The following is a 24,644-nucleotide window of genomic DNA, read 5'->3' as shown; positions in this document are numbered from 1 at the left end:
CGATCGTGCCGTAGATGTTCGACGCGCCCTCGCCCGTGACGAGGTTCAGATAGTCCTTTGTCTGCGTACCGTTATCGAAGCGTACCTTCTCGCCCGAGTCGATGGAGAAGTCCTCCCATTTGAGGATATTGTGCTCGGTCTTGCCAACGATGTCCATGACCGTGCCGCCCGTTGAAATATTCGCCTCTCCTGCGTTCGTCGCGGCGTTCGCGCCCTCGATGGGCAGCGCATACGCCGTCTGCGCGGCAAAGGGGGCGGCGACGATGCCTGCAAAGATGGCGCAGAGGATGGTGCGGCGCAGCTGTTTGTTCGATGATGTTTTCATATTGCTTCGTCCTTTCTTTTGGACGGGTTTCTTATATGTTCGGAAATGCTGGATTTCAGCGCTTCCTCGGAAAGTCTTCCGTCGCTTTCATCGGCGGCACGCACGTCAAAGGTGCATACCTCGGTTTTCCAAATCATTCTTTGCATCGAAGCGATAGAGTCCGAGCGTTGCGGCACGGATGGGACGCGCAGTGCCATAGAGGTAGACGGTGTCGCCGAAACCGAAGTCGAAGCGCGGGGCAGCGTCCTGCACGAGCGAGGCGAGAAGTCCGCCCGGCAGTGCTGCGGCATGGATGGTGAAGGCAGTCGCGTTGCCCGCCGCCTGCACGATGCGGTAGTTGCCGAGGACGCCGTCCGTGACGCCGCCGACGCGCCCTGTGACACCGTAGCTGCCGGGCGTTTCGGTATCCTTCACCGCACTCTCAAACATCAAGTCGCCCGCACCAAGTACGGCTGCATCTTCACCGTCGGCGAAGCCTTCCGCACGTCCCGTAAAGGATGGCAGCGGCTCGCCCTGCACGATGCTGTGCGGTGCGGCGGTGAGGGTCAGCGTACGGTGCGTGATCGTACCCGCCCCCTGTGCCGTCGTCGCGGCGAGCGTGTAATTCCCCGCATCCGCACCCGCGAGGTCGACACCCGTATAGTTGATCCTGCTTGCTCCGGCGACGTTCTTATCGTTGTAGGTTGCACCTGTGGCGGCGGCTGTTACGCTGTCGCCCGCGACGGCATTGTTCAGTGCCGCGTGGAACTTCGCTGTGTCTGCGGCTCTCGTACCGTCGTAGGTCTTTGTCTGCGCCGTGACTGTGCCGAGGGTCAGAGCACGCTTCGTGATCGTTCCCGTACTCGTGAGCGCGGTCTTGTTCAGCACATAGTTCCCCGCGCCCGTGCCCGTGAGCGTCAACCCGTCAAAGGTGACGGCTTTATCTCTGGCGGCATTCTTGTCGGCGTATTTTCCTGTGACGGCAGAGAGTTCGATGCCCGCGCCCTCGCCCGTGACAAAGCCTGTGAGATTGTAGTTCGTCCCCTTCGTGAGAGACTGCGCGACGTTCGCATTCCCATCGTACGTCTTGTCAAAGCGCGTGCCGCCCGCGAGCGCGAGATTCAGCTCCCTCGGCGTGATCCTGCCCGCGTTCTCAAAGGTCTTGTTCGCCGCAAGCGTATAGTTGCCCGCGCCCGAACCCGTGAGCGCGAGGTTCGTAAATATGACGTTCTGCTGCGTCCCCGCCGCCTGTGCATCCTTTGTCACGTACGCGCCCTGTGCGGCGGATTCGTTCAGCGTGACAATGTCCGTGCCCTCGCCCTCGACGACGCCCGCAAGCCGATAGTTCGTACCGCGCACGAGGTTCTGCGTCACGGTCGCGTTGCCGTCGTATATCTTGGTGAACTGCGTGCTCGCCGTCCCTTCGAGCGTCAGCGTCTTCCTTGCGATGTCGCCCGTTGCCGTGAGGGTGGTCGCAGAGAGGGAATAGTTCCCCGCGCCCGTACCCGTGAGCGTCAGCCCCGTAAAGTTCACGGCTTTGCCCGTGCCCACATTCTTGTCCGTGTATGTGCCCGTGGCGGACGCAAGCGCGAGATGGTCGCCCTCCGTGCCGATAAAGCCCGTGAGACTATAGTTCGTCCCCTTCGTGAGCGACTGCGTGACGTTTGCATTCCCATCGTACGTCTTGTCAAAGCGTGCGCCGCCCATGAGTGCGAGATTCAGCTGCTTCGCCGTGATACTGCCCGCTCCCTGCACGGGCGCGATACGATAGTTCCCCGCGCCCGTACCGCGCAGGGCGAGCGTGTAGCTGACCGCGTTTGCCGACGCGACATCCTTGCTGTTGTATGCCGCACCTGTGGCGGTCGCCTGCACAAGGCTCTCCTCGCCCGCGACGACGTTATTCAGCGCCGCGTGGAACTGCGCTGCGTCTGCGGAGGTCGTGCCGTCGTAGACCTTCGTCTGCGCCGCGACGCCGCTCATGGTCAGCACGCGCGGCGCAATCCTGTATGTGCTGCCAATGAGGTCATAGCCGAACGCATCACTGTAGATGCCGCTCGCATCGTATGTACCGACATTCTTCTCAAGGGCAGTATCCGAAAGGATGTGCGTGTCCCCGTCCCCGAATGTTTTGCCGTCGTAGGTCTTCTCAAGTCGCTTCGTGCCCTTCATCAGAGCCGTGAGCATGGGCGTGGTCTTGCCGTCGTAGATGCGCCACGGCGTTCCCTTGCCGCCCTCGGTCGCAACGAGGGCATTGCCGTGCTCGTCCTGCCAACTCGTGTATGTCGCCGCCTGCATCATCTCCGCCTCGGGAGCGACCTTGACATCCGTCACGTCAGCCCCATTGCTCGATGCGCCGACCGCCTGCCCTGCGCTGCCCGCCTTCGATACGGCATGGCGAATGCTGCCGCCGTTCGCCTCTCCCACAACGCCGCCGACCTTCCGACTCCCCCTGACCGTCCCCGCATTCCATACATTCTGAAGCCTGCTGTTCTCTATATATCCCGCAATGCCGCCGCTTTTAACCACATTCCCTGTGATAGCGCCCGTATTGCAGACATTCTGAAAGATACTGCCTTCTTTCACCTGTCCCGCAATGCCGCCGACGGTACTATCCCCTTCGACCTCCCCCGCATTCCATGCGTTCTGAATGCTGCCGCCCAACACCAGTCCCGCAATGCCGCCGACCACATCCCTTCCGGCGACCGCTCCGGAATACGAGACGTTCCGAATGACAGCCTCCTCTGCCACCCCTACAATACCGCCGACATACCCCCCCGCCTTCACATTGCCATCCCGGAGGGAAAGATTTTCGATGGTCGCCTCCTTGACACTGCCAAACAGACCGATCTTGATTCTAGACTGACGATTGATATACAGCCCCCGCAGCGTGTGTCCCGCGCCGTCCAATCGTCCCGTAAATTCGTTGGCCCCATTTCCAAGCGGCGCAAAGCCCTTGCCGCTGTTCCAATGCGTTGTCGCCGTCGCGTCGATGTCACCCGCGAGGATGTATCTGCCGTCCCGTTTCGCATTGATATTCTGCAGGTCGTAGACGGTATGCACGCGCATATAGTCATAGTCCGTATGCGCCGCACCGCCAAGGTTCGCTACATCCCATCCGCGCCCACTTGCAGATTTTGAGGTGTTCGGATTCGCATAGTCATAGAAGCTATGCGACACAGAGCCGCCGCTCTCGTCGAAGTTCGCCGTCGCTCGATTCCCGACATCGTAGCCGATATGCGGCGCTTCCGCGCTGCGGATGGTGACGTTCGCCCCCGTGAGCGCCGTGCCGTCTGTGTTCTGTATGTCATCCGTGTTGAGGACTTTGACGTTCTTGCCCTCGATGTAGAGTTTGCTCGCCTGCACCGTGCCGAGATTCAGCACATTGCCGTACTGCGTGCCCGCCGAGAGTGGACTATTACCCCCCCATGATGTACCCGCCGCGCTTGCAACAGTGTCGACATTCGCCGTCGAGAGGTAGAGCGCACCCGTATTGACCTCAGAGCCCTCGGCGAAGAGGATGCCGTGCGGGTTCACGAGGTAGACGTTCCTGCCGCCCTCGATCGTGCCGTAGATGTTCGACGCGCCCTCGCCCGTGACGAGGTTCAGATAGTCGCGCGTCTGTGCGCCGCCGTCGAAGCGTACCTTCTCGTTCTGCTCGATGGAGAAGTCCTCCCATCGGAGCACGTTGTGCTCGGTCTTGCCCACGATGTCCATGACTGCGCCGCTCGTGGAAATGTCTGCCTCGGTCTTGTTCGTCGCTGCGTTCGCGCCCTCGATGGGCAGCGCATGCGCCGTCTGCGCGGCAAAGGGCGCGGCGAGTGCGCCCGCGAAGATGGCACAGGCGATGGCGCGATAAAACTGCTTTGCATGATGATGTTTCATTTAACTCATCCTTTCTGTCGGGAAATCTTTCTTGCGTTTAACAATGTTTCGATTTGCACAAGGTGTTTACGGATTTTTGCTTCTATACTCATCGGCTTCGCACACCTCGGAAGGTGCGTTGTTTGCCGCCGTCGCCGGCGGCACAGACAGAGATCAAGAGAGGTGCGACGCTCCTTTGTCCCATATAGTATTCTTCGTTAAGATCAAAGACCTTTTCTCTATTATTTTCTCACATTTATACGAAATAGCAATAAAAGTTGGCACAAGCGCCGAAAGTATGGTATGAACGCAAAAGAGGGAAATCCATGCTTGCAAATCCGCATGGATTTCCCTAGAATATGATGAGGAGGTCGTACGATGAAGATCGAACTCATGCAGTATCCGTTTGCCGTACCGCTGGTAACGCTGCTCTATACGGCGGTTCACATCCTGCCCGTCAATCTGACCCGTCTTTATATCTTTCGCCGCTATTTGCGTTTTGCTCCGCTGTCGATCATTGCAGGGCTGCTCCTGCTCACGGGGATCGAGGCGGTCATCCAGATCGAGGCGGTCACGGTGTTTTCGCGGCGCATCGCCTTTCCTTTTCTCTTTTTTATCTTCTTCTATCTGCTCGCGATGACGCGTGTGCCGATCGGCAAGCAGATCTGCATCCTCATCCCTCCGGGGCTCATTTGGTTCGCCATGCAGACGGTGATCTATGCCGTAGAGGATGCCTACCCGCTCTTTGATGTGCCGTTCCTGCTCTCGGGGCTTTGCACGATTGTCTGCCTCCCCATCGCTGTGCCGCTTTTTCTCTACTATGGACGCACGATTGCCGCGCCGCTCCTGGCGGACGATTCCTTTGATGCGGTATGGACGCCGCTCGCGTGGCTCGGTACGCTGATTCTCGTGCTCACGATTCTGCTCTCGCCGTTCAATGACCTGCGCACACATACGGCGCTCTTCGTTCGTCTGAGCGGGGCGGTCGGCGGTTTCTGCTGCATCGGCCTGGCGCTCTATGCCATGAATGCGCGGCTGCGCCAGCGTGCGCTCTGCGAACAGGTGGCACGCGAGGCGGAGATGGCGGCGATCACGCGGCAGAATACGGCGCAGATGGAGGAAAACGCTCGCACGACACGCGCGTTTCGCACGCAGTTCACCGAGATGATCGCTGCGGCGCAGGAACTGCTCGCACGCGGGGACGCTGCGGGCATCGAGCGACTGATGGGCGCGGCTGCGTCTGCAATTCAAACGCGCTATGCACCCGTCTGTGCGAATGAGACGGTAAATATTCTCATCGGCTATTGGCAGCCGATCTTTGCACGGCTCGGCGTGCAGCCGGAGTACCGCATCGACATCGGCGCGGAAAATCCCCTTGACCCGCTCGATCTGACGGCGATCCTCGGTAATCTGCTCGCCAACGCCGCCGAGGCGTTGGAACGCCTCGCGCCCGATGCCCCGCGCCTCCTGCGGCTCGCACTCGTCCATCAAGGGGACACGCTCTTTCTGACCGCGGACAACAGCTATGACGGAGAGCTGCGCTACGATGCGGCGGGCAACCTGCTCTCTGCAAAGCGCGGCAACGCAGAGCGCGGCATTGGCATGGAGAGCATCCGCACGAGTCTTGCACGCTATGACGGCACGATGGAGATTTCACCGGAGGACGATCTCTTCGCGGTGTCCATCGTGCTGCGGGCGACAAAGAACAGAGCGGCAGCCGTCACGCCGATGCGTACGGACGGCTGCGGGGAGGCAAAACATCATGACTGACGCAGAGATTCGGCTGCTCTACACGATCGTGTGCGTTCCGCCCTTTGACCTGCTCGTTTTCTATGTCTTTCACGATCAGCTGCGCTTTGCGCGGATCTATGTCGTCTGCGGCTATATGCTCGTGCTCGCGCTGACACAGGCCGCACAGATGTCCTTGCCGCTCGATATGTCGCTCGTCGCACTTCTCTGCCGCCCGCTCGCTCTCTTCTATATGCTTCTCGTGATCCGCGATCAGGCGCTGCGGGTAATATCCATCGCCCTGCTCGTCTATCCGCTGCTGATGCTTGCGGGAACGCTCGGCACGATGACGGAGCATTTCTTTGGCGCAGGACTGCCTCCGGGGCTATGGAAATGCCTGCTCATCCCCATGATGTTTCTCCTCGTCCTGCCCGCCGCACTGCATACGATCCGCCACTTGCTCATGCCGATGCTGTCCGTTGATGATCGGCGGCTCTGGCTCTATCTCAGCGGCTACGAGGTGATTCTCGTCGCGCTCGCCGTCGCCGCCGACCCGGCGAATACGTCGGTGCAGCCGACGATCCTCGCTGCGCGGCTCTTGCTCCCGCTCGCTCTCGTCCAATATCTGCGCGTGTCCACCCTCCTCACGCGCTATGCAGAGGAGGGAAATGCACTGCATCAGCAGCAGCTTCATGAGCAGATGATTCGCATGTCCGAAGAGGCGCACTATCAGACGATGCTCGACCTCTGGCGCAGCTCGCGCCGCATGCGCCACGACCTCAGACACCACATGACGATGATCGCGCAGCTCGCGCATGAGGAGAGCCGCGAGCGCCTGAAAGCGTATCTCGACGATCTCGCCGAGCAGTTCGCAGAGCAAAAATCAGAGGAAGGCAAGTAAGCTACACGCACAAACGTCCACCTTGTGGACATTGTGCGCCGCCCTTACAGAAGCCTAGCCAATCGGTCTGCACCTTCGGCTTGACCTCTTGGGGCTTCATGGTAAACTTTCAGATCTCGCCCCAAACGCCGTCGCGATAAAGGCGCACGAGGCGCATCGCATGGATGTCTCCCGTCCGAACGGGCGCATCCGTATAGACGCGGATGTAGTTCGCCGTAAGTCCGTCCGTGACGCCCTCGCGCTCCGTCTCGAAGAGAACGGGCATCTCTGTGCCGAGAAAGGCGGCGTGAAACGCCTCGCTCTTCTTTGCGGCGAGCGCCTGCATGCGATGCACACGCTCCTTCTTCTCCGCCTCGGGAACCTGCGCGGCAAACGCGGCCGCCGGCGTGCCTCGGCGCGGCGAGTAGGGGAATACATGCATGCGTGCGAAGTTCATGCGCTCGACGAAAGCAAGGCTTTCCTCGAAGAGCTCCTGCGTTTCGCCCGGAAAGCCCACGATGATGTCCGTCGAGATGGCGATGCCGGGCACGGCACATTCGACGCGTTCGATGAGCGCGGCGAACTTCGCCGTATCGTAGTGACGGTTCATCGCGCGAAGCACTTCATCCGATCCCGCCTGCAGCGGCAGATGAAGATGCCCGGCGAAGCGCTCCTCCTGCGCGAGGAGTGCGAGCAGATCGTCCGACAGCTCGATCGACTCCAAAGAGCCGAGGCGCAGACGCTTGAGTCCCGGCAGGGAAAGAACAGCGCGCACGGCGTCGGCAAGCGTCACATCGCCGAGGTCGCGCCCATAGCAGCCGAGGTGGATGCCCGTCAGGACGATTTCCTTGAAGCCCATGGCGAGGAGCTTCGCCGCCTCGCGCCGCACGCTCTTCAAGAGGCGCGAGCGCACGGGGCCGCGCGCGTAGGGAATGATGCAAAACGAGCAGAAATTCTCGCAGCCCTCCTCAATTTTCAGAAAAGCACGCGTTCTCGCGGGCGCACCGAAGAGCGGGATGTCCTCGAACTCGGAGGCGTGCATGATGTCGCCCGTGCCGTCGAAGACGCCCGCCTCGCGCGCCGCTCGCTCCACGTGATCGACAATCGCCGCACGCTCCTTCGTGCCAAGCACGACGCGCACGCCCTCGATCGCGCGGATCTCCTCGGGTGCGACCTGCGCATAGCAGCCCGTCACGGCGATGACGGCTCGCTCGTTCAGGCGGCGCGCACGGCGGATGAGCTGGCGCGATTTCTTCTCGCCGAGACTCGTGACCGAGCATGTATTGATGACGTAGACGTCCGCCGCCTCGTCGAAGGGGACAATGGAGTAGCCGCGCTGCCGGAAAAGCCCCTCCATCGTCTCCGTTTCAAACTGGTTGACCTTGCAGCCCAAGGTCGTCAATGCTGCTTTTGGCAAAACCTAAATCTCCTTTTTCATACTGCACGAGCGCGAGCGCGACGATCGCCGCCGTATCGACGCGCAGGATGCGCCGACCAAGCGTCACGGCAGAAAAGCCGTGCGCGACTGCAAGCTGCGCCTCCGCCTCATCGAAGCCGCCCTCCGGCCCAACGAGCATGAAGATGCGCCGCGCTTCTGAATCCGAAAGAACCGTGCGCAGTTCCCGCCGCTCTTCCATCTCGTAGAAAAAAAGGCGCAGGGCATATTCCGCTGCCCCCTGCCCTTCCATCGCCGCGCGAAGGGGCACGATCGGCATCACCTCGGGAATGCGCGTGCGCCCGCACTGCTTCGCCGCCTCCGCTGCGATCTTCTGCCAGCGCTCCACGCGTGCACGCGCCTTCTTTTCGTCGTAGCGCACGACGACGTTCTGACTGAGCACGGGACGGATGCACGCGACGCCCAGCTCCGTCGCCTTCTGCACGATGAAGTCCATGCGATCGCCCTTGGGCAGGCACTGGAAAAGCTCGATTTCCGCCTGCGATTCCGCCGCTTCCGACAGTCGCCGGACAAGTCGAAGCTGCACCCTGCCATCTGCGAAGCCCGCGACCTCAGCCTCGGCCGAGCCGCCCGCACCATCGGCAACGAGGAGATTCTCGCCAAGCTTGGCGCGCATGACGCGCTGCAGATGGTGCGCGTCCGCGCCCCGCACTTCCATCGTGTCCGCAATCTCGCCTTCGAGAAAGACGCGCCTCATCGCGCTCCGCCCCCTTTGACGATGATGGCCGCCCAACCCTTTTCCTGCTCGATCTTCTCAACGGAAAAACCATGCTGACCTGCGGCTTCCACGACATCCGCCAGACGATCCTCGATGATGCCCGACAAGAGCATCGTGCCGCCCGCCGCCAGAGATTCCTTCACCTCGCCGAAAAGGCGCACGATGATGTCGGCGATGATGTTCGCAATGATGAGATCCGCCTCGCCCGCAACGCTCTTTAGAAGATCGCTCCGCTCCGTGCGCACGACGTCCTCTGCGTCGTTCTGGCGCACGTTTTCGCGGGCGACGCGCACGGCGACAGGGTCGAAGTCCACGGCTTCGACACTCTTTGCGCCGAGCTTCGCCGCGACGATGGCGAGCACGCCCGAACCCGTGCCGACGTCGAACACCGTCATGCCCGGCCGAACGAGGTCTTCGAGCGCGCGGATGCACAGGGACGTCGTCGCGTGCTGACCCGTGCCGAATGCCGCGCCCGGATCAAGCTCCACGACGATTTCTCCCGCCTTGGCTTCGTATTCTTCCCACGTCGGCTTGATGACGGTGCGCGCGCCAATTTTTTCCGTATGGAAGAACTCCTTCCACGTCTCGGCCCAATCCTCGTCGGCAACCGCCTTCCACGAAACCGCGCCCGCGCCCTTGTCGATTCCGTTGGACGCCAAGCCGTCCAGCCGCACGGCAAGATGCTGCAGCTTTCCCTCAAGCTCCTCGTCGAGCGCCCAGTACGCCTTGACGCGCACGACCTCCGTCTCCTCGCTCTCCTTGAGATCCGTATAGTCCCAGAGTCCCGAACGAATGTATTCGTTCAAGAGCGCCGGATCTTCGATGACCACGCCCGCAGCGCCCAATTCCTGCAAGATTTCCGACACAAGATCCGTCGCCTCGTGCGACGTATCCACGCTCACTTCCGCCCACTGCAAAAAGCATCGCTCCTTTCTCATTCGTTACCATCATACAATAACAAGCCCCTGCGCGCAAGAAAAAGCCCCCGCCCGAAGGCGAGGGACATGCAGTGCTGCATCGAGAATTTGTCGACGACGAGAGGAAAGCGCAGATGGGCGGCTGAATTTATCCGTGATTCCTTACAACCCCAGAGCCGCATCGCGCGTCTCGCTTCCCTTGTACATGAGATAGAGAAACGCCTCGATCGCAGGCAGATCGCCCGTGTTCGTGCTGCGCGATTCCAGAGACAGCAGCCGTCCGTCGCTCGTGTAAAGTTCCTCTTCAAGTGTCAGGCGGAAACTGCCATGCCTTTCGCGCAGCAGATTGCCCGAAAAATGCTCGACGAGGACGTACTTGCAGCCGGCGGCGCGTGCGGCGGCAAAAAGCGATTCCTGTCTCCCGCCTTGCGCGGAAAAGACCATCGGCGCATAGCGTATATCGAGCGCATCGTGCACGGCGCGCTCGATGTACGGAGCATCCTGTGCGAGCGCCTCGGGCAGGTCAAAGGACGGCGCCGCGACGTAAAGGCCGCCCGCAAGCTCCTGCGGCGTGCCGCAAAACAGTTCATGCGGCGAATCCGTCTGCACCGCATCATAGTAGCAGCGCAGCGCCTCGTCGAAATAGAGCGCCATCTCATGATGGAAGCGATCCTCGCGCGTCCGCGGCTTCCAGACGATCTTCTCGCCGAATTGCACGAAGCCCTTTCCCAAAGACTGCAGGATGGCGGCAACGGGATCGGCCTTCATGACGATGCGCGTGAAATGAAGCTTCGTTTCGTAGAGCCGTGCAAACTTTTCGTCGCCGACAGCAGGTGCGCCGAACGTGACGACCTGAAGCTGCTCCGAGGGCACACCGAGATCAGCAAGGCGCGCCGCCGTCACGAGGGAGGCCGCACCGCCGAGACTGTGCCCCGTCAGATAGAGCACTTCTTCCGGATGCTCCTTGAGCTCATCTGCCAGCGCTTCTCCCGCCGTCCGATTGCCGAACTCCGGCATCTCCTCCGTAAAGAGCGCCGCCATGACGAAATCGTTGAATCCCTTGTGGACGTGCGGCAGATCTCGGGCGTCGCTTCCGGCTGCAACGGCAGTGAACTCTGCCGGAGTGGTTCCGCCAAAGGGAACGGCAGAAAGGCGCAGATCGACCTCGATGTCCTTCTTGTTCTCCGTGCCGGGGAAGGAAAGCACGGCGATGCGCCTGCCGTCTGCAAGAGTCTTTCGTGCCAGATGGACACGCCCCTCTGCAGCTCGCGTCGACGTGCTGCGGCTCTGAAAATCCCAGGCTGTCTCCTTGAGCCAGCTGCGCACAAGGAGAGCGCCGTCATCGGAATAGGAGGCGGAAGAAACGAGCGCGGCAAGCAGGTCGATCTCCGGCTCTTCCTGCGCTGAGGCCGACAGCGGCAAGAATGCAAGGCAAAAGAAAAGCAGCGCCGAAACCAAGGGCAGGAATCGCCGCTCTGCAAAATTCTTTCGTTCCATCTCAACCCCTCCCCCGACAAAATGTTCGCTCCTTTTGGGAAAGTGTATGATAAAAAGAGAGGAAACTACACGCACAAACGTCCACTTCGTGGACATTGTGCGCCGCCCTTACAGAAGCCTAGCCAATCGGTCTGCACCTTCGGCTTGACCTCTTGGGGCTTCATGGTAAAATCAATAGAAGCCGCATTAAGAACGACTCTTATTGATTTTCCCCTCGGCAATCATAGTGCAGGAGCATCCGCCCGATTATCACGATGCGCCTTTTTCTGCATGTCGCTTCAACCAGGCTGCCGCATACGAGCACGAAGCATCTTCCATAGTCTTTCCGCCGCGCCTCTCGATTTCCGCGACGGTTCTCGCGACAAGGTTGCCCGCGATGCCCTGCCCCTGCAACGAGGCGTCAACTTCCGTATGGAAAATATCGTAGACTCCCGGCGCTGCTTCCGAAAAATCCGCGCGGGCGAGCACGACGCCATCCGCACTCTTGTATACGATGCTGTTTCCTTCCGTCTGAAAATCCATGTCTGCCTCCTTATGCAAGAGCAATCCTCAAGGCAGGGACTTCGCCTCGGCGACTGGCCAGAACACGACCATCGCCTTGCCCTTGATGAGATCGTAGGGGACGAAGCCGACGTCGGCGAAGCGGCTGTCCTCGGAATTGTTGCGGTTGTCTCCCATGACGAAGATGTGCCCAGCGGGCACCGTCGACAGCGGGTAGTTCGTCAGTGTCTTTTCGAGGATGTAGTCCTCGTTCAACAGCTGCTGATTCAAAAACACCTTGCCATCCTTGATCTCGATCGTGTCACCGGGCACGGCGATCACACGCTTGATGAAGTCGCGGCTCGGGTCGCGCGGATAGCGGAAGACGATGATTTCATTGCGCTCCGGCTCCCTCATGCGGTAAATGAACTTGTTGACGACGAGGCGCTCGCGTGACTGCAGGGTCGGCCGCATGGACGGGCCGTCCACGACATAAAGCTCCACGATAAACTGGCGGATGATGAAGGCGAGCACGACGGCGACGACGATCGCTACGAGCCAATCCTTGACTTCTTCTCCCAACGAACTCATAAAATACCTCCTGAAAAGGAAATAGGGACTGCGAAAGGAAAATGCCCAGCTGGCATTCCCCAAGGCAGTCCCCATGATGTGCTTCAGCGCTTCTCGCGAATGCGAGCTGCCTTACCCGTAAGGTTGCGCAGGTAATAGAGCTTCGCACGGCGCACAATGCCGCGGCGCATGAGCTGGATCTTGTCAAGACGCGGCGAATGTACCGGGAAAGTACGCTCGACACCGACGCCGTAGGAAATGCGGCGCACGGTGAACGTCTCGCGAACGCCCGTACCCGAGCGCGCGATGACGACGCCCTCGAACGCCTGGATGCGCTCACGCGTTCCCTCGACGACCTTGACGTGCACGCGCACCGTATCGCCAGGAGCGAACTCGGGGATGTCGGAGCGCAGCTGTTCCTGCTCCAAAGCCTGAATGATGTTCATTTGTTTTCCTCCTTAATCTCAGACGTTCGTAAGAGAGCCTTTTCTCCCCCAGAGGACCGCCCGTATGCTCGCCTATTTTATCACAAAAAGCGGGCAATTTCAACCACTTCTGCAAGAAGTTTTTTTCGCAGGATACTGTCGCTGCATCGCTTCTCGCACTTCTTCACGACGCACGACGCCTCAGAGCACCTTCGACAGGAAGTTTTTCGTCCGCTCTTCTTTCGGATGCTCGAACACTTCTTTCGGTACGCCCTGCTCGATGATCCGCCCGTCGTCAACGAAGAGCAGGCGGTCGCCGACTTCACGCGCAAAGCCCATCTCGTGCGTGACGATGACCATCGTCATGCCCTCGGCGGCCAGGGAGCGCATGACGTCCAAGACCTCCTTGACCATCTCGGGATCGAGAGCGCTCGTCGGCTCATCGAAGAGCATGAGGCGCGGCTTCATCGCGAGCGCACGCGCGATGGCGACACGCTGTTGCTGACCGCCCGAAAGCTGCTCGGGATAGGCCTCCGCCTTGTCTGCCAGGCCGACTTTCTCCAGGAGCATACGCGCATCTTTTTCCGCCTCTTCGCGTGCGGTCTTTCTGACCTTGCGCGGCGCAAGCGTGATGTTGTCCAGAACCGTCATGTGCGGAAAGAGGTTAAATCGCTGGAACACCATGCCGACCTCGGCGCGCACGCGATTGATGTCGGCTGCGGAAAGCTCCTTGCCGTCGATGGAGATCTTTCCCTTGGACGGCACATCGAGGTAGTTGATCGAGCGCAGGAGCGTCGACTTGCCCGAGCCGGACGGCCCTATGATGACGACGACCTCCTTGTCCGCGACTTCGAGGTCAATGCCTTTCAGGACGAGGTTGTCGCCGAATGCCTTGTAAAGCCCTTTAATGCTTATCATCGGTTCTGAACCTCCGTTCGAGATAGGCCACGAGCTGCGAGATGGAAAGCGTCATCACGAGATAAATGATGGCGACGCAAGGCCAGATTTCCAGTGAGCCGTAGGTGCGGGCAATGATGAGCTGGCCGCTTCGCGTCAGTTCTTCAAAGCCGATGACCGAGACGAGCGACGAATCCTTCAAAAGTGCGATGAACTCGTTGCCGATCTGCGGTATGACGCGCTTGACCGCCTGCGGCAGGATGATGTGCCACATCGTCTGCAGCCACGTCATGCCTAGGGAGCGCCCCGCTTCCATCTGCCCCTTGTCGATCGACTGGATGCCCGAGCGGAAGATCTCGGCGACATAGGCGCCGCTGTTGATGCTGCACGCCGTGATCGCCGCGAAGAACGGGTCGACGCGCTGCCCCGAGATGACGGGAAGTGCGAAGTAGATCAAAAAGATCTGCACCAGGAGCGGCGTGCCGCGCAGAAAGTCAATGTACGCCATCGCCAGAAGGCGCAGCGGCTTGACCTGCGAGATGCGCGCCACGCCGACGACGAGGCCGATGACGACGCCGAGCGCGACGGAAATCGCCGTGATCTTTATCGTCACAAGTGCGCCGATGAGCAGGACGGGGAAAGAGCTCACCGCCAGATCGAAATCAAAATTCATGCCTGCACCTCACGACTGTCCTCACTCGGCCTTCTGCCCGAACCACTTCTTGTAAATCTCGTCGTACTTGCCATTTTCCTTGAGCTTCTTCAAGGCTTCGTCGACCTTCTTCTGCAGTTCCTGATTGTCCTTCGCCATGGCGATGCCGTAGTCCTCGGAGGTCAGAAGCTCGTTGACGACGCGCACGTCCTTCTCGCCGCTCTTGGCGATGTAATAGTCGTTGACCGGGCGATCGTTGACGACAGCCTGCACGCCGCCCGCCTTCAGCTCAAGGAAGGTGTCTGCCGAGCTGTTCAGCTCCTTGACCTGGATGTCCGGATTCTTCTTGACTTCCTTCGCACTCGTCGTGCCGATCTGCACGGCGACCGTCTTGCCCGCGAGATCCTTGAAGCCGTTGATGTCTGTGTTGTCCTTCTTGACGACGATCGTCAGACCCGACTGATAGTAAGGCTCCGAGAAGAGCACGTTCTTCTTGCGCTCGTCGTTGATCGTCATGCCCGAGATCGCGATGTCGATGTTCTTCGACACGAGTGCCGGAATCAAGCCGTCAAAATTGATGTTCTGGATCTCCGCCGTCATGCCCATCTCTTCTGCCACGGCACGCGCGAGATCCATGTCGAAACCCTCGTACTCCTTGCCGTTCTCACCTTGGAATTCGAAAGGCGCGAAGTCCGCATTCGTGCCAACGCGCAGCGTCTTCGACGCCGAACCCGAATCCCCCGAGCCGCCGCAGCCCGCAACGGCGAAAGAAGCCGCAGCCAGAAGTCCGACAGCGCCGAGCAGCATTTTCTTCATCTTCATGAAAGAATCTCCCTCCTAAAAATAAACACTCTATGAACTACACGCACAAACGTCCACTTCGTGGACATTGTGCGCCGCCCTTACAGAAACCTAGCCAATCGATCTGCGCCTTCGGCTTGACCTCTTGGGGTTTCATGGTAAACTACACGCACAAACGTCCACTTCGTGGACATTGTGCGCCGCCCTTACATGAAAAAGCCACTCGCTCTGCGCCCTCCGGGCTTGACCTCTTGGATTTTCATGGTAAAAGCAACATAAAGAAGCTCGGGATGACCCGAGCTCTCTCGCATCGTGTAACATTATAACACAGATTGTACTGCCTGCAAACAATTTAAGTGGAAGTCTTTTCCCTATTCACTCCCTCGGCATGGCGAGACGCAATGCTTCCGCGAGCGTCGCCGCGCTGAAGAGGTCGATGCCCTTTATGTTCTTGAGGCGCTCGGCGTTCTTCTGCGGCAGGATGGCGGCGCGAAAGCCGAGCTTGGCGGCTTCCTTCAAGCGCACGTCGGCCTGGCTGACGGCACGGATCTCACCCGACAGGCCGACTTCGCCGAAGACGATCGCCTTCGGACGCACGAGGCGGTTGGCGAGCGACGACGCCATGGCGACGCACAGGCCGAGGTCTGCGGCAGGCTCGTCGATCTTGATGCCGCCCGCGACCTTGACGTAGACGTCGCATGCGCCGATGGGAAGCTTGACGCGCTTTTCGAGGACGGCCAAGAGAAGCTGGATGCGCTTGACGTCGACCGAGTCCGCCGTGCGCCTCGGCGGCATGTAAGGCGTCTCGGCGACAAGCGATTGAATCTCGACGAGAAGGGGGCGCGTTCCCTCGACCGTCGGCACGACGACCGTGCCGCTGTCCGGCTCGCGGTCGGACAGAAAGAGCTTCGAAGCGTCGGGCACGTCGGCAAGCCCCGTGTCGCACATCTCGAAGAGGCCAAGCTCGTTCGTGCTGCCGAAGCGATTCTTGACGGCGCGCAGGATGCGAAACTGCGCGTTTCGCTCGCCCTCAAAGTAGAGCACGGTATCGACGATGTGCTCAAGGACGCGCGGCCCCGCGAGCGTGCCGTCTTTCGTGACATGACCGACGACAAAGGCGGCGATGCCATACGTCTTCGCAAGGCGCAGAAGCTCGACGCTGCACTCGCGCACCTGGCTGACGCTGCCCGGCGCACTCGTCACATCGGGGCGAAAGATCGTCTGGATAGAGTCGATGACGAGAAGTTCCGGCTTGACCGTCTCGATGTGCACTGTGATGCGCTCAAGGTTCGTCTCGCTGACGACGAAGAGATCGTCGGCAATCGCACCGAGGCGGTCAGCCCGCATGCGCACCTGGCGCGTGCTCTCCTCGCCCGTCACATAGAGCACGCGCTTTCCTCCCCGTGCGATCTCAGCCGCCACGCGAAGTGTGAGGCTCGACTTGCCGACGCCCGGATCGCCGACGATCAAGACCATCGAGCCGGGAATCACGCCGCCGCCCAAGACGCGGTCAAGCTCTCCCGATCCCGTCAAGAAACGCGGCATGTCCTCGACTGCGACATCGCCGACAGCGACGGGACGCGCGCCGTCGGAAAGCCCGAGGCGCAGACCGCCCTCAGCCGATTCAGGCGCGACCGTCTCCTCGACGAGCGTGTTCCACGCGCCGCAGCCCGGGCACTTTCCCACCCACTTGGACGTATCGTAGCCGCACGCCTGACAGACGAACGCCGTCTTTTTCTTCTTCGCCAAATTCATTCCGCCTTTCCGCGCTTCATCAGCGAGCGCCGCAGAAAGCGCAACAGCGAACGGACAAGCCAGATAGGCGCCCACGCCGCATTGACGAGCATGTTCCAGACAGAGGCTGCTCCGTCCGGCGCAAGCTTATTGCGCTGCGCCCGCACGAAGCGCCTTCTCCTTCTTCGCCTTCGCCGCGTCCTTCGGCTGTTTCCTGACAAAATCAAGCCGGTCGCCGACCTTCTTGACGTAGATCGTATCGCCACGTCCAAAATCGCCCTTCAAGAGCCTTTCGGCGATCTCGTCCTCGACGAGCTTCCGGATCGCACGCTTCAGTGGACGTGCCCCGTACTTGAAATCCGTGCCGTTTTCGACGAGCTTCGACTTCGCCGCGGGGCTGACCTCAAGCGCCATGCCTTTTTCCGACAGACGAGCCTCGACTTCGCGCAGCATGATGTCGACGATCTTCGTCAGTTCTTCCTTGCCGAGCGGACGGAAGACGAGCATCTCGTCGACGCGGTTCAAAAACTCGGGACGAAAGACGCGCTTGACCTCCTCAAAGACGCGCGATTTTCCCTTTTCGTAAGCGTCGCCGAGCGTCTGCACCCCCGCGGTGAAGCCGAGCGACGTCGACTGCTTGAGATAGTCGGCGCCCGCGTTCGAAGTCATGATGATGACCGTGTTCTTGCAGTCGACCGTGCGCCCCTGCGCATCCGTCAGGCGCCCGTCGTCCAAGACCTGCAGCAGCACGTTGAAGAGGTCGGGGTGCGCCTTCTCCACCTCATCGAGCAGGATGATCGAATACGGGTGGCGGCGCACGGCCTCCGTCAGCTGGCCGCCCTCCTCATAGCCCACATAGCCCGGAGGGGCGCCGACAAGCTTCGACACCGTATGCTTTTCCATGTATTCGGACATGTCGAAGCGCACGATGGCTTCCTCCGTGCCGAAGAGCGATTCCGCCAAGGCGCGCGCGAGTTCCGTCTTGCCGACGCCCGTCGAGCCGAGGAAGAGGAACGAGCCGATGGGGCGCTTCGGGTCTTTAAGTCCCGCGCGTGCGCGGCGCACCGCCTTGGCGACCGCCGTCACGGCCTCTTCCTGTCCCACGACGTGCGCTGTCAGAATCTGCTCAAGATGAAGCAGGCGCTCCGACTCCTTCGCGGCGATGTCCTTCACGGGGATGCCCGTCCAAAGCCCGACGGCATCGGCGATGTCGTCCGCCGTGACCGTGACCTCCTTCATCTCGCGCTCCTGCCAGCGTTCCTTGGCAGCGGCAAGATCCTCTTTGAGCGCACTTTCCTCATCGCGCAGGGCCGCCGCGCGCTCGTAGTCCTGCAGTTTGATCGCCGTGTCCTTCTCGACGCCGAGCTTCTTCAGACGCTCTTCCAAACGCTTGATGGACGTCGGCAGAACAACGGTTTTCATGCGCGACTTCGACGCCGCCTCGTCCATGAGATCGATCGCCTTGTCGGGCAGACAGCGGTCGGGAATGTAGCGATGCGACAGGCGCACCGCCGCCTTCAAGGCCTCGTCCCGAATCTTCGCGTGGTGAAACGCCTCGTACTTCGGGCGCAGTCCGTGGAGGATCTTCTCCGCCTCCTCCGTCGTCGGCTCCTCGACGAGGATGCTTTGGAAACGCCGCTCCAGCGCCGAATCCTTCTCGAAATACTTCTTGTACTCCTTCAGCGTCGTCGCGCCGATGATCTGCACCTCGCCGCGCGAAAGGGGCGGCTTCAAGATGTTCGCGGCATCGAGCGATCCTTCCGCTGCGCCCGCGCCGATGAGCGTGTGCATCTCGTCGATGAAGAGGATCACATTGCCGCTCTTCATGACCTCGTCGATGATGCCCTTCAAGCGTTCCTCAAACTCGCCGCGGTACTTCGCGCCCGCCACGAGTCCTGCCATCGGCAGCGACACGATGCGCTTTTGCTGCAGAAGGCGCGGCACAGCGCCCGTGGCGATGCGTGCGGCAAGCCCTTCCGCGACTGCCGTCTTGCCGACGCCCGGCTCGCCGATGAGGATCGGATTGTTCTTCGTGCGCCGCGACAAAATCTGCACGACGCGCTCGATCTCCTTCTCCCTGCCGATGACGGGGTCGAGCTTGCCCTCCCGCGCCATCCGATTGATGTCCCTGCCGTACTTGTCGAGGAGCGGCGTGCCCGCAGCGGCCTCTCCCTGCGCGGGCGCGGCGCGGCGGCGGCGATCGGGCGCGGGAAGCTCGGCGCTCTCGTGCGTGCCGCCGAGCATGTCGATGACCGTCGCACGCACGATGTCGAGATCGGCGCCGAGCGAGATCAGGACGTGCGCCGCCACGCCTTCATTCTCGCGGATAAGCCCGAGGAGAATGTGCTCCGTGCCGATGTAATTGTGCCCGAAGGAGCGCGCCTCTTCGACGGCAAGCTCCATCACGCGCTTGGCGCGATCCGTGTAATACGATGCGCGCCGCTCCTCCATCTCGCGTCCGCCGAGCATATCTTCGACGCGCGTGCGCACATGACCGAAATCGAGTCCCAAAGAGCGCAGTGCGCGCGCTGCAATGCCCTCCCCCTCGTGCAGAAGCCCGAGGAGGATGTGCTCCGTACCGATGAAGTTCTGCTCCAGCTCCTGCGCTTCGTACTGAGCGAATTCCAGCACCTTGAGCGCACGACCCGTAAAGCGGTTCGTCATAAAAATTCCACCTTTATGTCAAAGGAAGCACCGATCGATCGAGCGATTCGGAAAGAATCCCTCGCCGTGCCCCCATGGATCCGCCGTAAAGTGCAGCGGAAAGTTTCCCGCAGCTCATGCCGCAGTTTCCAAAATTCGGCGGACGACTTCCGCCCTCTTCCTGTCTATTTCATTCTTCGACATGTTCTCATTTCCTGCCAGAGAGCAAAGATAATTTGCCCGGCTCGCAATCAAAATATCACCGAAGACGCTCGACGCCAGTCCCTCGATGAAGCCGAGGTCGACGCCGAGGCGCACGCGGCTCAAGATGGCGAGCGTCTCGGCGTCGCCCAGGGCGCGCGCGTAGTGCAGCACGCCGTAGGCGCGCCAGACCTCGTCCTCGATGCGATCTTTTTCGTAGAGCAGCAGAGCCTTTCTCGCGCGACGCTCCTGCTCTACAATTTCACCGACCGAGATGCGCAGATTGTCGCAAAGCTCGCGCTCCGTCAGCCCCAATGACAATTTGTTCGCGACGGCGAACAAATTGCCCGCAGACTCCGCTCCCTCACCGTACATAGCGCTCATGGAAAGCCCGATCTGCGGCGATATGTTGAGGATGTTGCCGATGTTCTCCGTGTAGACGAGCCCCGGCAGATGGAGCATGACCGACGCGCGAAGCCCCGTGCCGAGATCCGTCGGACAGCTCGTCAGATAGCCGAGCTTCTCGTCGAAGGCGAAGTCGAGCTTCGCCTCAAAGACGTCGTCAACGCGCGACGCCCTGTCGTACGGCGACTTGAGGTCGAATCCCGCCGCCATCGCCTGGATGCGCAGATGGTTCTCCCCGTTGACCAGGATGCTCATGGAGCGGTCGTTGCTGATATAGGCGCTGCGATGGGCAGGATTCTTGAGCAGCTGGCGGCTGACGAGATGCTTCTCCCAAAGCACGTTCTGCTCAAGCGCCGTGCTCTTCGCGAGTTCGACGCGGTCGAACGGCTCTTCGAGCGCCTCCTCCACGTCGCCGAGCACGGCGGCAATACTTCCTTCCGTCTCAGCGAGCCGGACGAGATCCGCGCGGTTGGGGAAGGGAACTTCGTGCAGATTTCGCGAGAGGCAGACGCGGCTCGCCAAGACAACGTCGCTGTCCGTGCCGTCCGCTGCGAGCCATGCGAGATGAGAGCCTGTGAAGAGTTCCTGCTTCGCCATCACGCCTCGCCTCCTTCGACTTCTTTCCTGTCCTCTGCCGAGGAAGGCGCTGAAGCGTCTTCCTGCGCCTTTTCCCTTTCCTGCGCGGCAAGCTGCACGGCGAGTGCGCGGATCTCGTCGCGATACTCGGCCGCTTTCTCGTACTCCTCCTTCGCCACGGCACGTTCCTGCCGTGCGCGAAGGAGGTCAATGCGCTGTTTGAGCGCAAGCGTGCCGCCCGCCCGCTTCGGTATCTTGCCGCGATGATTCCCCGCGCCGTGGATGCGCAGCAGGAGCGGCGTCAGTTCCTCGCGGAACGTATCGTAGCAGACGCTGCAGCCGATCTTTCCCTGCTGGGCGAAGTCGCGATAGCTCATACCGCAGTTCGGGCATGTGAAGGACGCTTCCTCTTCTGTCGGCTTCTCCTCCTGCTCGCTCTCTTGCTCTTCTGCGTTCGCCGACGGATCGGGCATGCGCTGGATCACGCCCCGTATAAAATCGTTGATCGAGTAGTCCTCGCCGCTCATGCCCGCCATCGTCTTGCTGTAACGCGCCGCGCAATCGCGGCAGAGGTGCATCTCCGTCGTGCCGTCGTTCTTCAGCACGACGAAATGCACGCGCGCCTCATTCTTCTTGCAGTCATCACAAAGCATCCGTTTCCCCCCTCACGAGAATTTTTCCAAAGTCAGAAGCAAGGATCGGATGAACTTCAAGCGATCCTTCGGCTCGAGCTTCTCATACGCCGTCGTCACCGACTGCATGACGAGCGCCGCCTCGCGCGTCGAAATCATGCCGTGCTGCACGAGATAGCGCACCATCGACTGCACGAGTTCCGGTTCCGACTCCTCCGTCAATTTTTTGAGCATGTCCTGATAGACAAGATTCTGCAGCGGCACCTGCACGATGCGAATGAAGCCGCCCAGACCGCGCCGTGACTCGACTGTAAAGCCCTTCTCCTGCGTGAAGCGCGTGTTGAGCACATACGAAATCTGCGACGGTGCACACGAGATCTTATCGGCGATCTCCGTTCGTCGAAGCTCCACCTTGCCATCCTGCTGTGCCGCCAACTGCCGCAGGATATATTCCTCAATCAAATCAGCGATATTGCTGCTCATAGTATCACCCTGCCTCAATACGGATAGAAAGAACTGCCGCCCCGCCCGCACTGCCGAGATGAAGCTACCGGATATGCACGGCGACAGACGGTATTTGAGGAAGCACTGATAAATTCAGCCCCCCCATCTTCGCACATCTGGGCAACCTCATTTTATCAGCGATTCCTTGACAATTTGATTTTTCTTCATTATATTTGTCTTTTTGACCTTTGTCAATGAGAAATCAGCAAAGCAGAACTGTCCAGTTGTCCTACGTATCAATATGTATTATAATAATTCCGTGGAGGTGATGAAAACGACAGCGAAAGAATTGCTCAAACTCTTGAAGAAAAACGGTTGGTATATTGAGCGCATCCATGGTTCCCATCACATCCTCAAGCACAAGGATATCAAAAAATTGATTGTGCTGCCATTGCACAACACAGATATGAAACCGGGAATCTTGAGCAACATCCTGCACGATGCGGGATTGAAGTAGATTTCCATACTCTCATCTATCAGAAGGTGATTCCCTATGTTAAAAAAAACATACACCGCAGTCTTCCACCCGGAAGTGGAAGCCGGCGGCTACTCAATCTCGTTTCCCGATCTGCCCGGCTGCTACACGCAAGGAAACGACATTGACGAAGCTCTTCGCATGGCAACCGACGCTCTCGGGCTGTATCTCTACACCTTGAAAGAAGACAAGATGCCGTTTCCTCCTGCCAGCCATCCATCTGACATCAAGACGGAAGACAGAGACTTCACAACGCTCATCACATGGGACGAAGCCGAGTATCTGCGCCGCATCGACAGTCGCGCTGTGAAAAAAACGCTCACCATCCCCGCATGGATGGACGCCCTCGCAAAAGAACGTCATCTCAACTTTTCACAAATTCTCCAGGGCGCACTCCGTCAGAAACTCGGCGTAAAAGCATGAACAACAGCCTTCCCACCCTATCAGTAAAACAAGGGCAGCTCAACGAAGCCGAAACGACTTCGCCGGGCTGCCCCTTCTTCACGTCTTATGCGAACGAATTGCGAGCGCCAAATGCCGCTCTTTCGTCAGATCTCGATCTTGCCTGCGTTCGCGAGCGTTTCGCGCGCCTCCTTGACGATTCCTTCGATGATCGCCTTGACCGGCTCGATCTTCTTCAAAGGCAGGAGGCTCTGCCCTGCCTGCATCATACCGTTCTCAACATCGCCGTCGACGGCGGCGAGCTTGTTCGTGCCCGTCGCGCGCTCGATGAGCTCTTCCTTCGTCGCCTTGCCCGAGAACTCAAGCGCGACGAAATCCTGCGAGAACTTGTTCTTGATGCCGCGCACCGCGCCGCCGATCGAGAGTCCAGTGACGATCGTATCCGTATCGACCGCTTCGAGGAGCTTCTCCTTCATCTTCGGATGCACATTGCACTCCTCCGCAACGAGGAAGCGCGTGCCCATCTGCACGCCCGCCGCACCCATCAGAAGAGCCGCCGCCATGCCGCGCCCGTCGGCGATGCCGCCCGCCATGACGACGGGAATCCCGACTTCGGGGATGACCTGCGTCATCAGCGCCATCGTCGTCAAGACGCCGATGTGGCCGCCCGCCTCCATGCCCTCGACAACGATAGCATCGGCGCCCGCCGCTTCGATGCGCTTCGCGAGTTTCACGTTCGGCACGACGGGGACGGTCTTGACCCCTGCACTCTTGAACTTTTCCAGGAAGGGCACAGGATTGCCCGCACCGAGCGTCACAAAAGCCGGCTTCTCGCGGCAGATGACCTCGACAATCTCATCCTTGTTCGGCGCCATGAGCATGACATTGACGCCAAAAGGCTTGTCGGTCAATTCACGCGCTTTCTTAATCTCCTGCTCCACCCACTCGGTCGAGCGTCCGCCCGCCGCAATGACGCCGGCGCCGCCCGCATTCGATACCGCCGCGACAAGTTCTGCGTCCGCAATCCAGGCCATCGCGCCCTGAATGATCGGGTACTTGATTCCTAACACTTCCGTGATGCTCTTTGCCATAATCATTTCCTCCATTCAATGTAGAAATCTCTGATAAAGAGATTCCGTTTCCCTCTGTTATTATATGTGGATTTCCCACATGCGTCAAACAAAAAAGCCTCCCCGAAGGGAGGCACAAGTTCAAATGGAGCTGATGATAGGGCTTGAACCTACGACCTGCTCATTACGAATGAGCTGCTCTACCAACTGAGCTACATCAGCATGTCGAGACACAACATCTGCGTGACTGACGAAATTCATTATACGGCTTCGTGCATAAGTTGTCAATACCCTTTTTGATATTTTTTCAGCAACACCGCCATGGCTTAAATACTCCAAACATGCTATACTTTCCTCGTTGCCGCTCCCAAACTGGCGACAGAGAGGGGGTCTGTATATGACAGTAGATAGTCTCTTGCTATCCGTCTTTGCTGGCGTCGTATCCTGCGCTATATGGTACGGCATCCAGAAATGGTTAGAGCGATAGAACGCGGCAACACGCTTTAGCCTGAAAACAAGCGCCCACAGTGTGCATCCGTGGGCGCTTGTGTCTGTATATAGCAGACACATTCCTAACTGCTTTTAATATAGCACCATGCTCCGCTCGCTGTCAAAGCAAAAACAAAGACCCGCAGTGCGCTTCTGCGAGTCTTTGTGTCTGCATAGAGCAGATAGTCTCTTGACTGCCTTCAGTATAGCACCCTTCTCGCCCACTGTCAAATCGTCTCCGCCCATCAGCAGCCTTCTTGACGAATCCCCATCGCCATAGTACGATTATAATAACAAATGGTGAAAATCATCATCATCAAGCAAAGG

22 protein-coding genes and 1 tRNA gene are annotated in these 24,644 nt (G+C 59.7%); 4 read left to right on the top strand and 19 right to left on the bottom strand.

The window, feature by feature from the left end; all coding sequences use genetic code 11:
* Together QZ177_RS01060 and QZ177_RS01055 are read right to left on the bottom strand one after the other, a co-directional pair.
* Nucleotides 1-325 (bottom strand): hypothetical protein (locus QZ177_RS01060; RefSeq protein ID WP_294175189.1); only part of this gene is annotated, 325 nt, incomplete at its 3' end.
* Nucleotides 326-430: 105 nt separating this feature from the next.
* Entirely contained in the window at nt 431-4,186 is a 3,756-nt protein-coding gene (locus QZ177_RS01055) for a YDG domain-containing protein (protein WP_294175187.1), read from the bottom strand.
* 357 nt (nt 4,187-4,543) lie between these two features.
* Here QZ177_RS01055 and QZ177_RS01050 point away from each other — a divergent pair, with 357 nt between their 5' ends.
* Together QZ177_RS01050 and QZ177_RS01045 are read left to right on the top strand one after the other, a co-directional pair.
* Nucleotides 4,544-5,935 (top strand): ATP-binding protein, encoded by a 1,392-nt coding sequence (locus tag QZ177_RS01050; protein ID WP_294175186.1) that lies wholly within the window; start codon nt 4,544-4,546, stop codon nt 5,933-5,935.
* A complete protein-coding gene (locus tag QZ177_RS01045; RefSeq protein ID WP_294175185.1) occupies nt 5,928-6,794 on the top strand; it encodes a beta-carotene 15,15'-monooxygenase in 867 nt (288 codons plus the stop codon). The genes QZ177_RS01050 and QZ177_RS01045 overlap by 8 nt, the downstream gene beginning before the upstream one ends.
* 109 nt (nt 6,795-6,903) lie before the next feature.
* Here QZ177_RS01045 and mtaB read toward each other — a convergent pair whose 3' ends face one another.
* The 15 genes from mtaB to QZ177_RS00970 form a co-directional block, all read right to left on the bottom strand.
* Nucleotides 6,904-8,190, bottom strand: a complete 1,287-nt coding sequence (mtaB, locus tag QZ177_RS01040) for a tRNA (N(6)-L-threonylcarbamoyladenosine(37)-C(2))-methylthiotransferase MtaB (RefSeq protein ID WP_294175184.1) — start codon at nt 8,188-8,190, stop codon at nt 6,904-6,906.
* Nucleotides 8,141-8,926 carry a 16S rRNA (uracil(1498)-N(3))-methyltransferase gene (locus QZ177_RS01035; protein ID WP_294175182.1) on the bottom strand — a complete coding sequence of 262 codons (786 nt, stop codon included), beginning with the start codon at nt 8,924-8,926 and terminating at the stop codon, nt 8,141-8,143. Before QZ177_RS01035 ends, mtaB begins: the two co-directional genes overlap by 50 nt.
* Nucleotides 8,923-9,885 (bottom strand): 50S ribosomal protein L11 methyltransferase, encoded by a 963-nt coding sequence (gene prmA / locus QZ177_RS01030; protein WP_294175181.1) that lies wholly within the window; start codon nt 9,883-9,885, stop codon nt 8,923-8,925. The genes QZ177_RS01035 and prmA overlap by 4 nt, the downstream gene beginning before the upstream one ends.
* 141 nt (nt 9,886-10,026) lie before the next feature.
* Nucleotides 10,027-11,361, bottom strand: a complete 1,335-nt coding sequence (locus tag QZ177_RS01025; RefSeq protein WP_294175179.1) for a lipase family protein — start codon at nt 11,359-11,361, stop codon at nt 10,027-10,029.
* 249 nt (nt 11,362-11,610) lie between these two features.
* Complete coding sequence (locus QZ177_RS01020; protein ID WP_294175178.1) at nt 11,611-11,883, bottom strand: GNAT family N-acetyltransferase; 273 nt, start codon at nt 11,881-11,883, stop codon at nt 11,611-11,613.
* Nucleotides 11,884-11,910: 27 nt separating this feature from the next.
* Nucleotides 11,911-12,432 (bottom strand): signal peptidase I, encoded by a 522-nt coding sequence (lepB, locus tag QZ177_RS01015; RefSeq protein WP_009645545.1) that lies wholly within the window; start codon nt 12,430-12,432, stop codon nt 11,911-11,913.
* Between the two features lie 83 nt (nt 12,433-12,515).
* Complete coding sequence (gene rplS / locus QZ177_RS01010; RefSeq protein ID WP_009645557.1) at nt 12,516-12,857, bottom strand: 50S ribosomal protein L19; 342 nt, start codon at nt 12,855-12,857, stop codon at nt 12,516-12,518.
* Nucleotides 12,858-13,037: 180 nt separating this feature from the next.
* Nucleotides 13,038-13,754: an amino acid ABC transporter ATP-binding protein gene (locus QZ177_RS01005; protein WP_006193416.1), complete on the bottom strand. Its 717-nt coding sequence runs from the start codon at nt 13,752-13,754 to the stop codon at nt 13,038-13,040.
* Nucleotides 13,741-14,406, bottom strand: a complete 666-nt coding sequence (locus QZ177_RS01000) for an amino acid ABC transporter permease (protein WP_009645567.1) — start codon at nt 14,404-14,406, stop codon at nt 13,741-13,743. Before QZ177_RS01000 ends, QZ177_RS01005 begins: the two co-directional genes overlap by 14 nt.
* Before the next feature lie 21 nt (nt 14,407-14,427).
* Entirely contained in the window at nt 14,428-15,207 is a 780-nt protein-coding gene (locus QZ177_RS00995) for a basic amino acid ABC transporter substrate-binding protein (RefSeq protein ID WP_265071047.1), read from the bottom strand.
* A gap of 354 nt (nt 15,208-15,561) precedes the next feature.
* Entirely contained in the window at nt 15,562-16,935 is a 1,374-nt protein-coding gene (gene radA / locus QZ177_RS00990) for a DNA repair protein RadA (RefSeq protein ID WP_294175175.1), read from the bottom strand.
* Between the two features lie 132 nt (nt 16,936-17,067).
* On the bottom strand, nt 17,068-19,584 hold the full coding sequence (locus tag QZ177_RS00985) for an ATP-dependent Clp protease ATP-binding subunit (RefSeq protein ID WP_294175174.1): 2,517 nt from the start codon (nt 19,582-19,584) through the stop codon (nt 17,068-17,070).
* A 114-nt stretch (nt 19,585-19,698) separates the two neighbouring features.
* Entirely contained in the window at nt 19,699-20,766 is a 1,068-nt protein-coding gene (locus QZ177_RS00980) for an ATP--guanido phosphotransferase (RefSeq protein WP_294175173.1), read from the bottom strand.
* Nucleotides 20,766-21,398: a UvrB/UvrC motif-containing protein gene (locus QZ177_RS00975; protein ID WP_294175172.1), complete on the bottom strand. Its 633-nt coding sequence runs from the start codon at nt 21,396-21,398 to the stop codon at nt 20,766-20,768. The genes QZ177_RS00980 and QZ177_RS00975 overlap by 1 nt, the downstream gene beginning before the upstream one ends.
* 12 nt (nt 21,399-21,410) lie before the next feature.
* On the bottom strand, nt 21,411-21,860 hold the full coding sequence (locus tag QZ177_RS00970) for a CtsR family transcriptional regulator (protein ID WP_009645558.1): 450 nt from the start codon (nt 21,858-21,860) through the stop codon (nt 21,411-21,413).
* A gap of 289 nt (nt 21,861-22,149) precedes the next feature.
* Between QZ177_RS00970 and QZ177_RS00965 the strand changes: the two genes are divergently transcribed.
* Both QZ177_RS00965 and QZ177_RS00960 read left to right on the top strand, forming a co-directional pair.
* Entirely contained in the window at nt 22,150-22,338 is a 189-nt protein-coding gene (locus QZ177_RS00965; RefSeq protein ID WP_009645541.1) for a type II toxin-antitoxin system HicA family toxin, read from the top strand.
* A 36-nt stretch (nt 22,339-22,374) separates the two neighbouring features.
* Nucleotides 22,375-22,779, top strand: coding sequence for a type II toxin-antitoxin system HicB family antitoxin (locus QZ177_RS00960; RefSeq protein WP_294175168.1), 405 nt, complete (start codon nt 22,375-22,377; stop codon nt 22,777-22,779).
* A 125-nt stretch (nt 22,780-22,904) separates the two neighbouring features.
* Here the strand turns inward: QZ177_RS00960 and QZ177_RS00955 are convergent, their stop codons facing one another.
* Together QZ177_RS00955 and QZ177_RS00950 are read right to left on the bottom strand one after the other, a co-directional pair.
* Nucleotides 22,905-23,849, bottom strand: coding sequence for a nitronate monooxygenase (locus QZ177_RS00955; protein ID WP_265071038.1), 945 nt, complete (start codon nt 23,847-23,849; stop codon nt 22,905-22,907).
* Between the two features lie 125 nt (nt 23,850-23,974).
* Nucleotides 23,975-24,050: transfer RNA gene (locus QZ177_RS00950), tRNA-Thr, on the bottom strand.
* Nucleotides 24,051-24,644 lie beyond the last annotated feature (594 nt).

This window comes from uncultured Selenomonas sp. (genome assembly GCA_905372355.1).
In the GTDB taxonomy this organism is placed as follows: domain Bacteria; phylum Bacillota; class Negativicutes; order Selenomonadales; family Selenomonadaceae; genus Selenomonas.
Note: the sequence above shows the minus strand (reverse complement) of the source record. Positions and strands in the feature narration are given on the sequence as shown.

Bases quoted from the DNA above. Each gene is read 5' to 3' on its own strand.
- QZ177_RS01005 (WP_006193416.1), bottom strand. From the start codon at position 13,754: ATGATAAGCATTAAAGGGCTTTACAAGGCATTCGGCGACAACCTCGTC.
- prmA (WP_294175181.1), bottom strand. From the start codon at position 9,885: ATGAGAAAGGAGCGATGCTTTTTGCAGTGGGCGGAAGTGAGCGTGGAT.
- QZ177_RS00995 (WP_265071047.1), bottom strand. From the start codon at position 15,207: ATGAAGATGAAGAAAATGCTGCTCGGCGCTGTCGGACTTCTGGCTGCG.
- rplS (WP_009645557.1), bottom strand. From the start codon at position 12,857: ATGAACATCATTCAGGCTTTGGAGCAGGAACAGCTGCGCTCCGACATC.
- QZ177_RS01025 (WP_294175179.1), bottom strand. From the start codon at position 11,361: ATGGAACGAAAGAATTTTGCAGAGCGGCGATTCCTGCCCTTGGTTTCG.
- QZ177_RS00980 (WP_294175173.1), bottom strand. From the start codon at position 20,766: ATGGCGAAGCAGGAACTCTTCACAGGCTCTCATCTCGCATGGCTCGCA.
- QZ177_RS00970 (WP_009645558.1), bottom strand. From the start codon at position 21,860: ATGAGCAGCAATATCGCTGATTTGATTGAGGAATATATCCTGCGGCAG.
- lepB (WP_009645545.1), bottom strand. From the start codon at position 12,432: ATGAGTTCGTTGGGAGAAGAAGTCAAGGATTGGCTCGTAGCGATCGTC.
- QZ177_RS01045 (WP_294175185.1), top strand. From the start codon at position 5,928: ATGACTGACGCAGAGATTCGGCTGCTCTACACGATCGTGTGCGTTCCG.
- QZ177_RS00985 (WP_294175174.1), bottom strand. From the start codon at position 19,584: ATGACGAACCGCTTTACGGGTCGTGCGCTCAAGGTGCTGGAATTCGCT.
- QZ177_RS00960 (WP_294175168.1), top strand. From the start codon at position 22,375: ATGTTAAAAAAAACATACACCGCAGTCTTCCACCCGGAAGTGGAAGCC.
- QZ177_RS01035 (WP_294175182.1), bottom strand. From the start codon at position 8,926: ATGAGGCGCGTCTTTCTCGAAGGCGAGATTGCGGACACGATGGAAGTG.
- QZ177_RS00975 (WP_294175172.1), bottom strand. From the start codon at position 21,398: ATGCTTTGTGATGACTGCAAGAAGAATGAGGCGCGCGTGCATTTCGTC.
- QZ177_RS01055 (WP_294175187.1), bottom strand. From the start codon at position 4,186: ATGAAACATCATCATGCAAAGCAGTTTTATCGCGCCATCGCCTGTGCC.
- QZ177_RS01050 (WP_294175186.1), top strand. From the start codon at position 4,544: ATGAAGATCGAACTCATGCAGTATCCGTTTGCCGTACCGCTGGTAACG.
- QZ177_RS01000 (WP_009645567.1), bottom strand. From the start codon at position 14,406: ATGAATTTTGATTTCGATCTGGCGGTGAGCTCTTTCCCCGTCCTGCTC.
- QZ177_RS00955 (WP_265071038.1), bottom strand. From the start codon at position 23,849: ATGGCAAAGAGCATCACGGAAGTGTTAGGAATCAAGTACCCGATCATT.
- QZ177_RS00965 (WP_009645541.1), top strand. From the start codon at position 22,150: ATGAAAACGACAGCGAAAGAATTGCTCAAACTCTTGAAGAAAAACGGT.
- QZ177_RS01020 (WP_294175178.1), bottom strand. From the start codon at position 11,883: ATGGATTTTCAGACGGAAGGAAACAGCATCGTATACAAGAGTGCGGAT.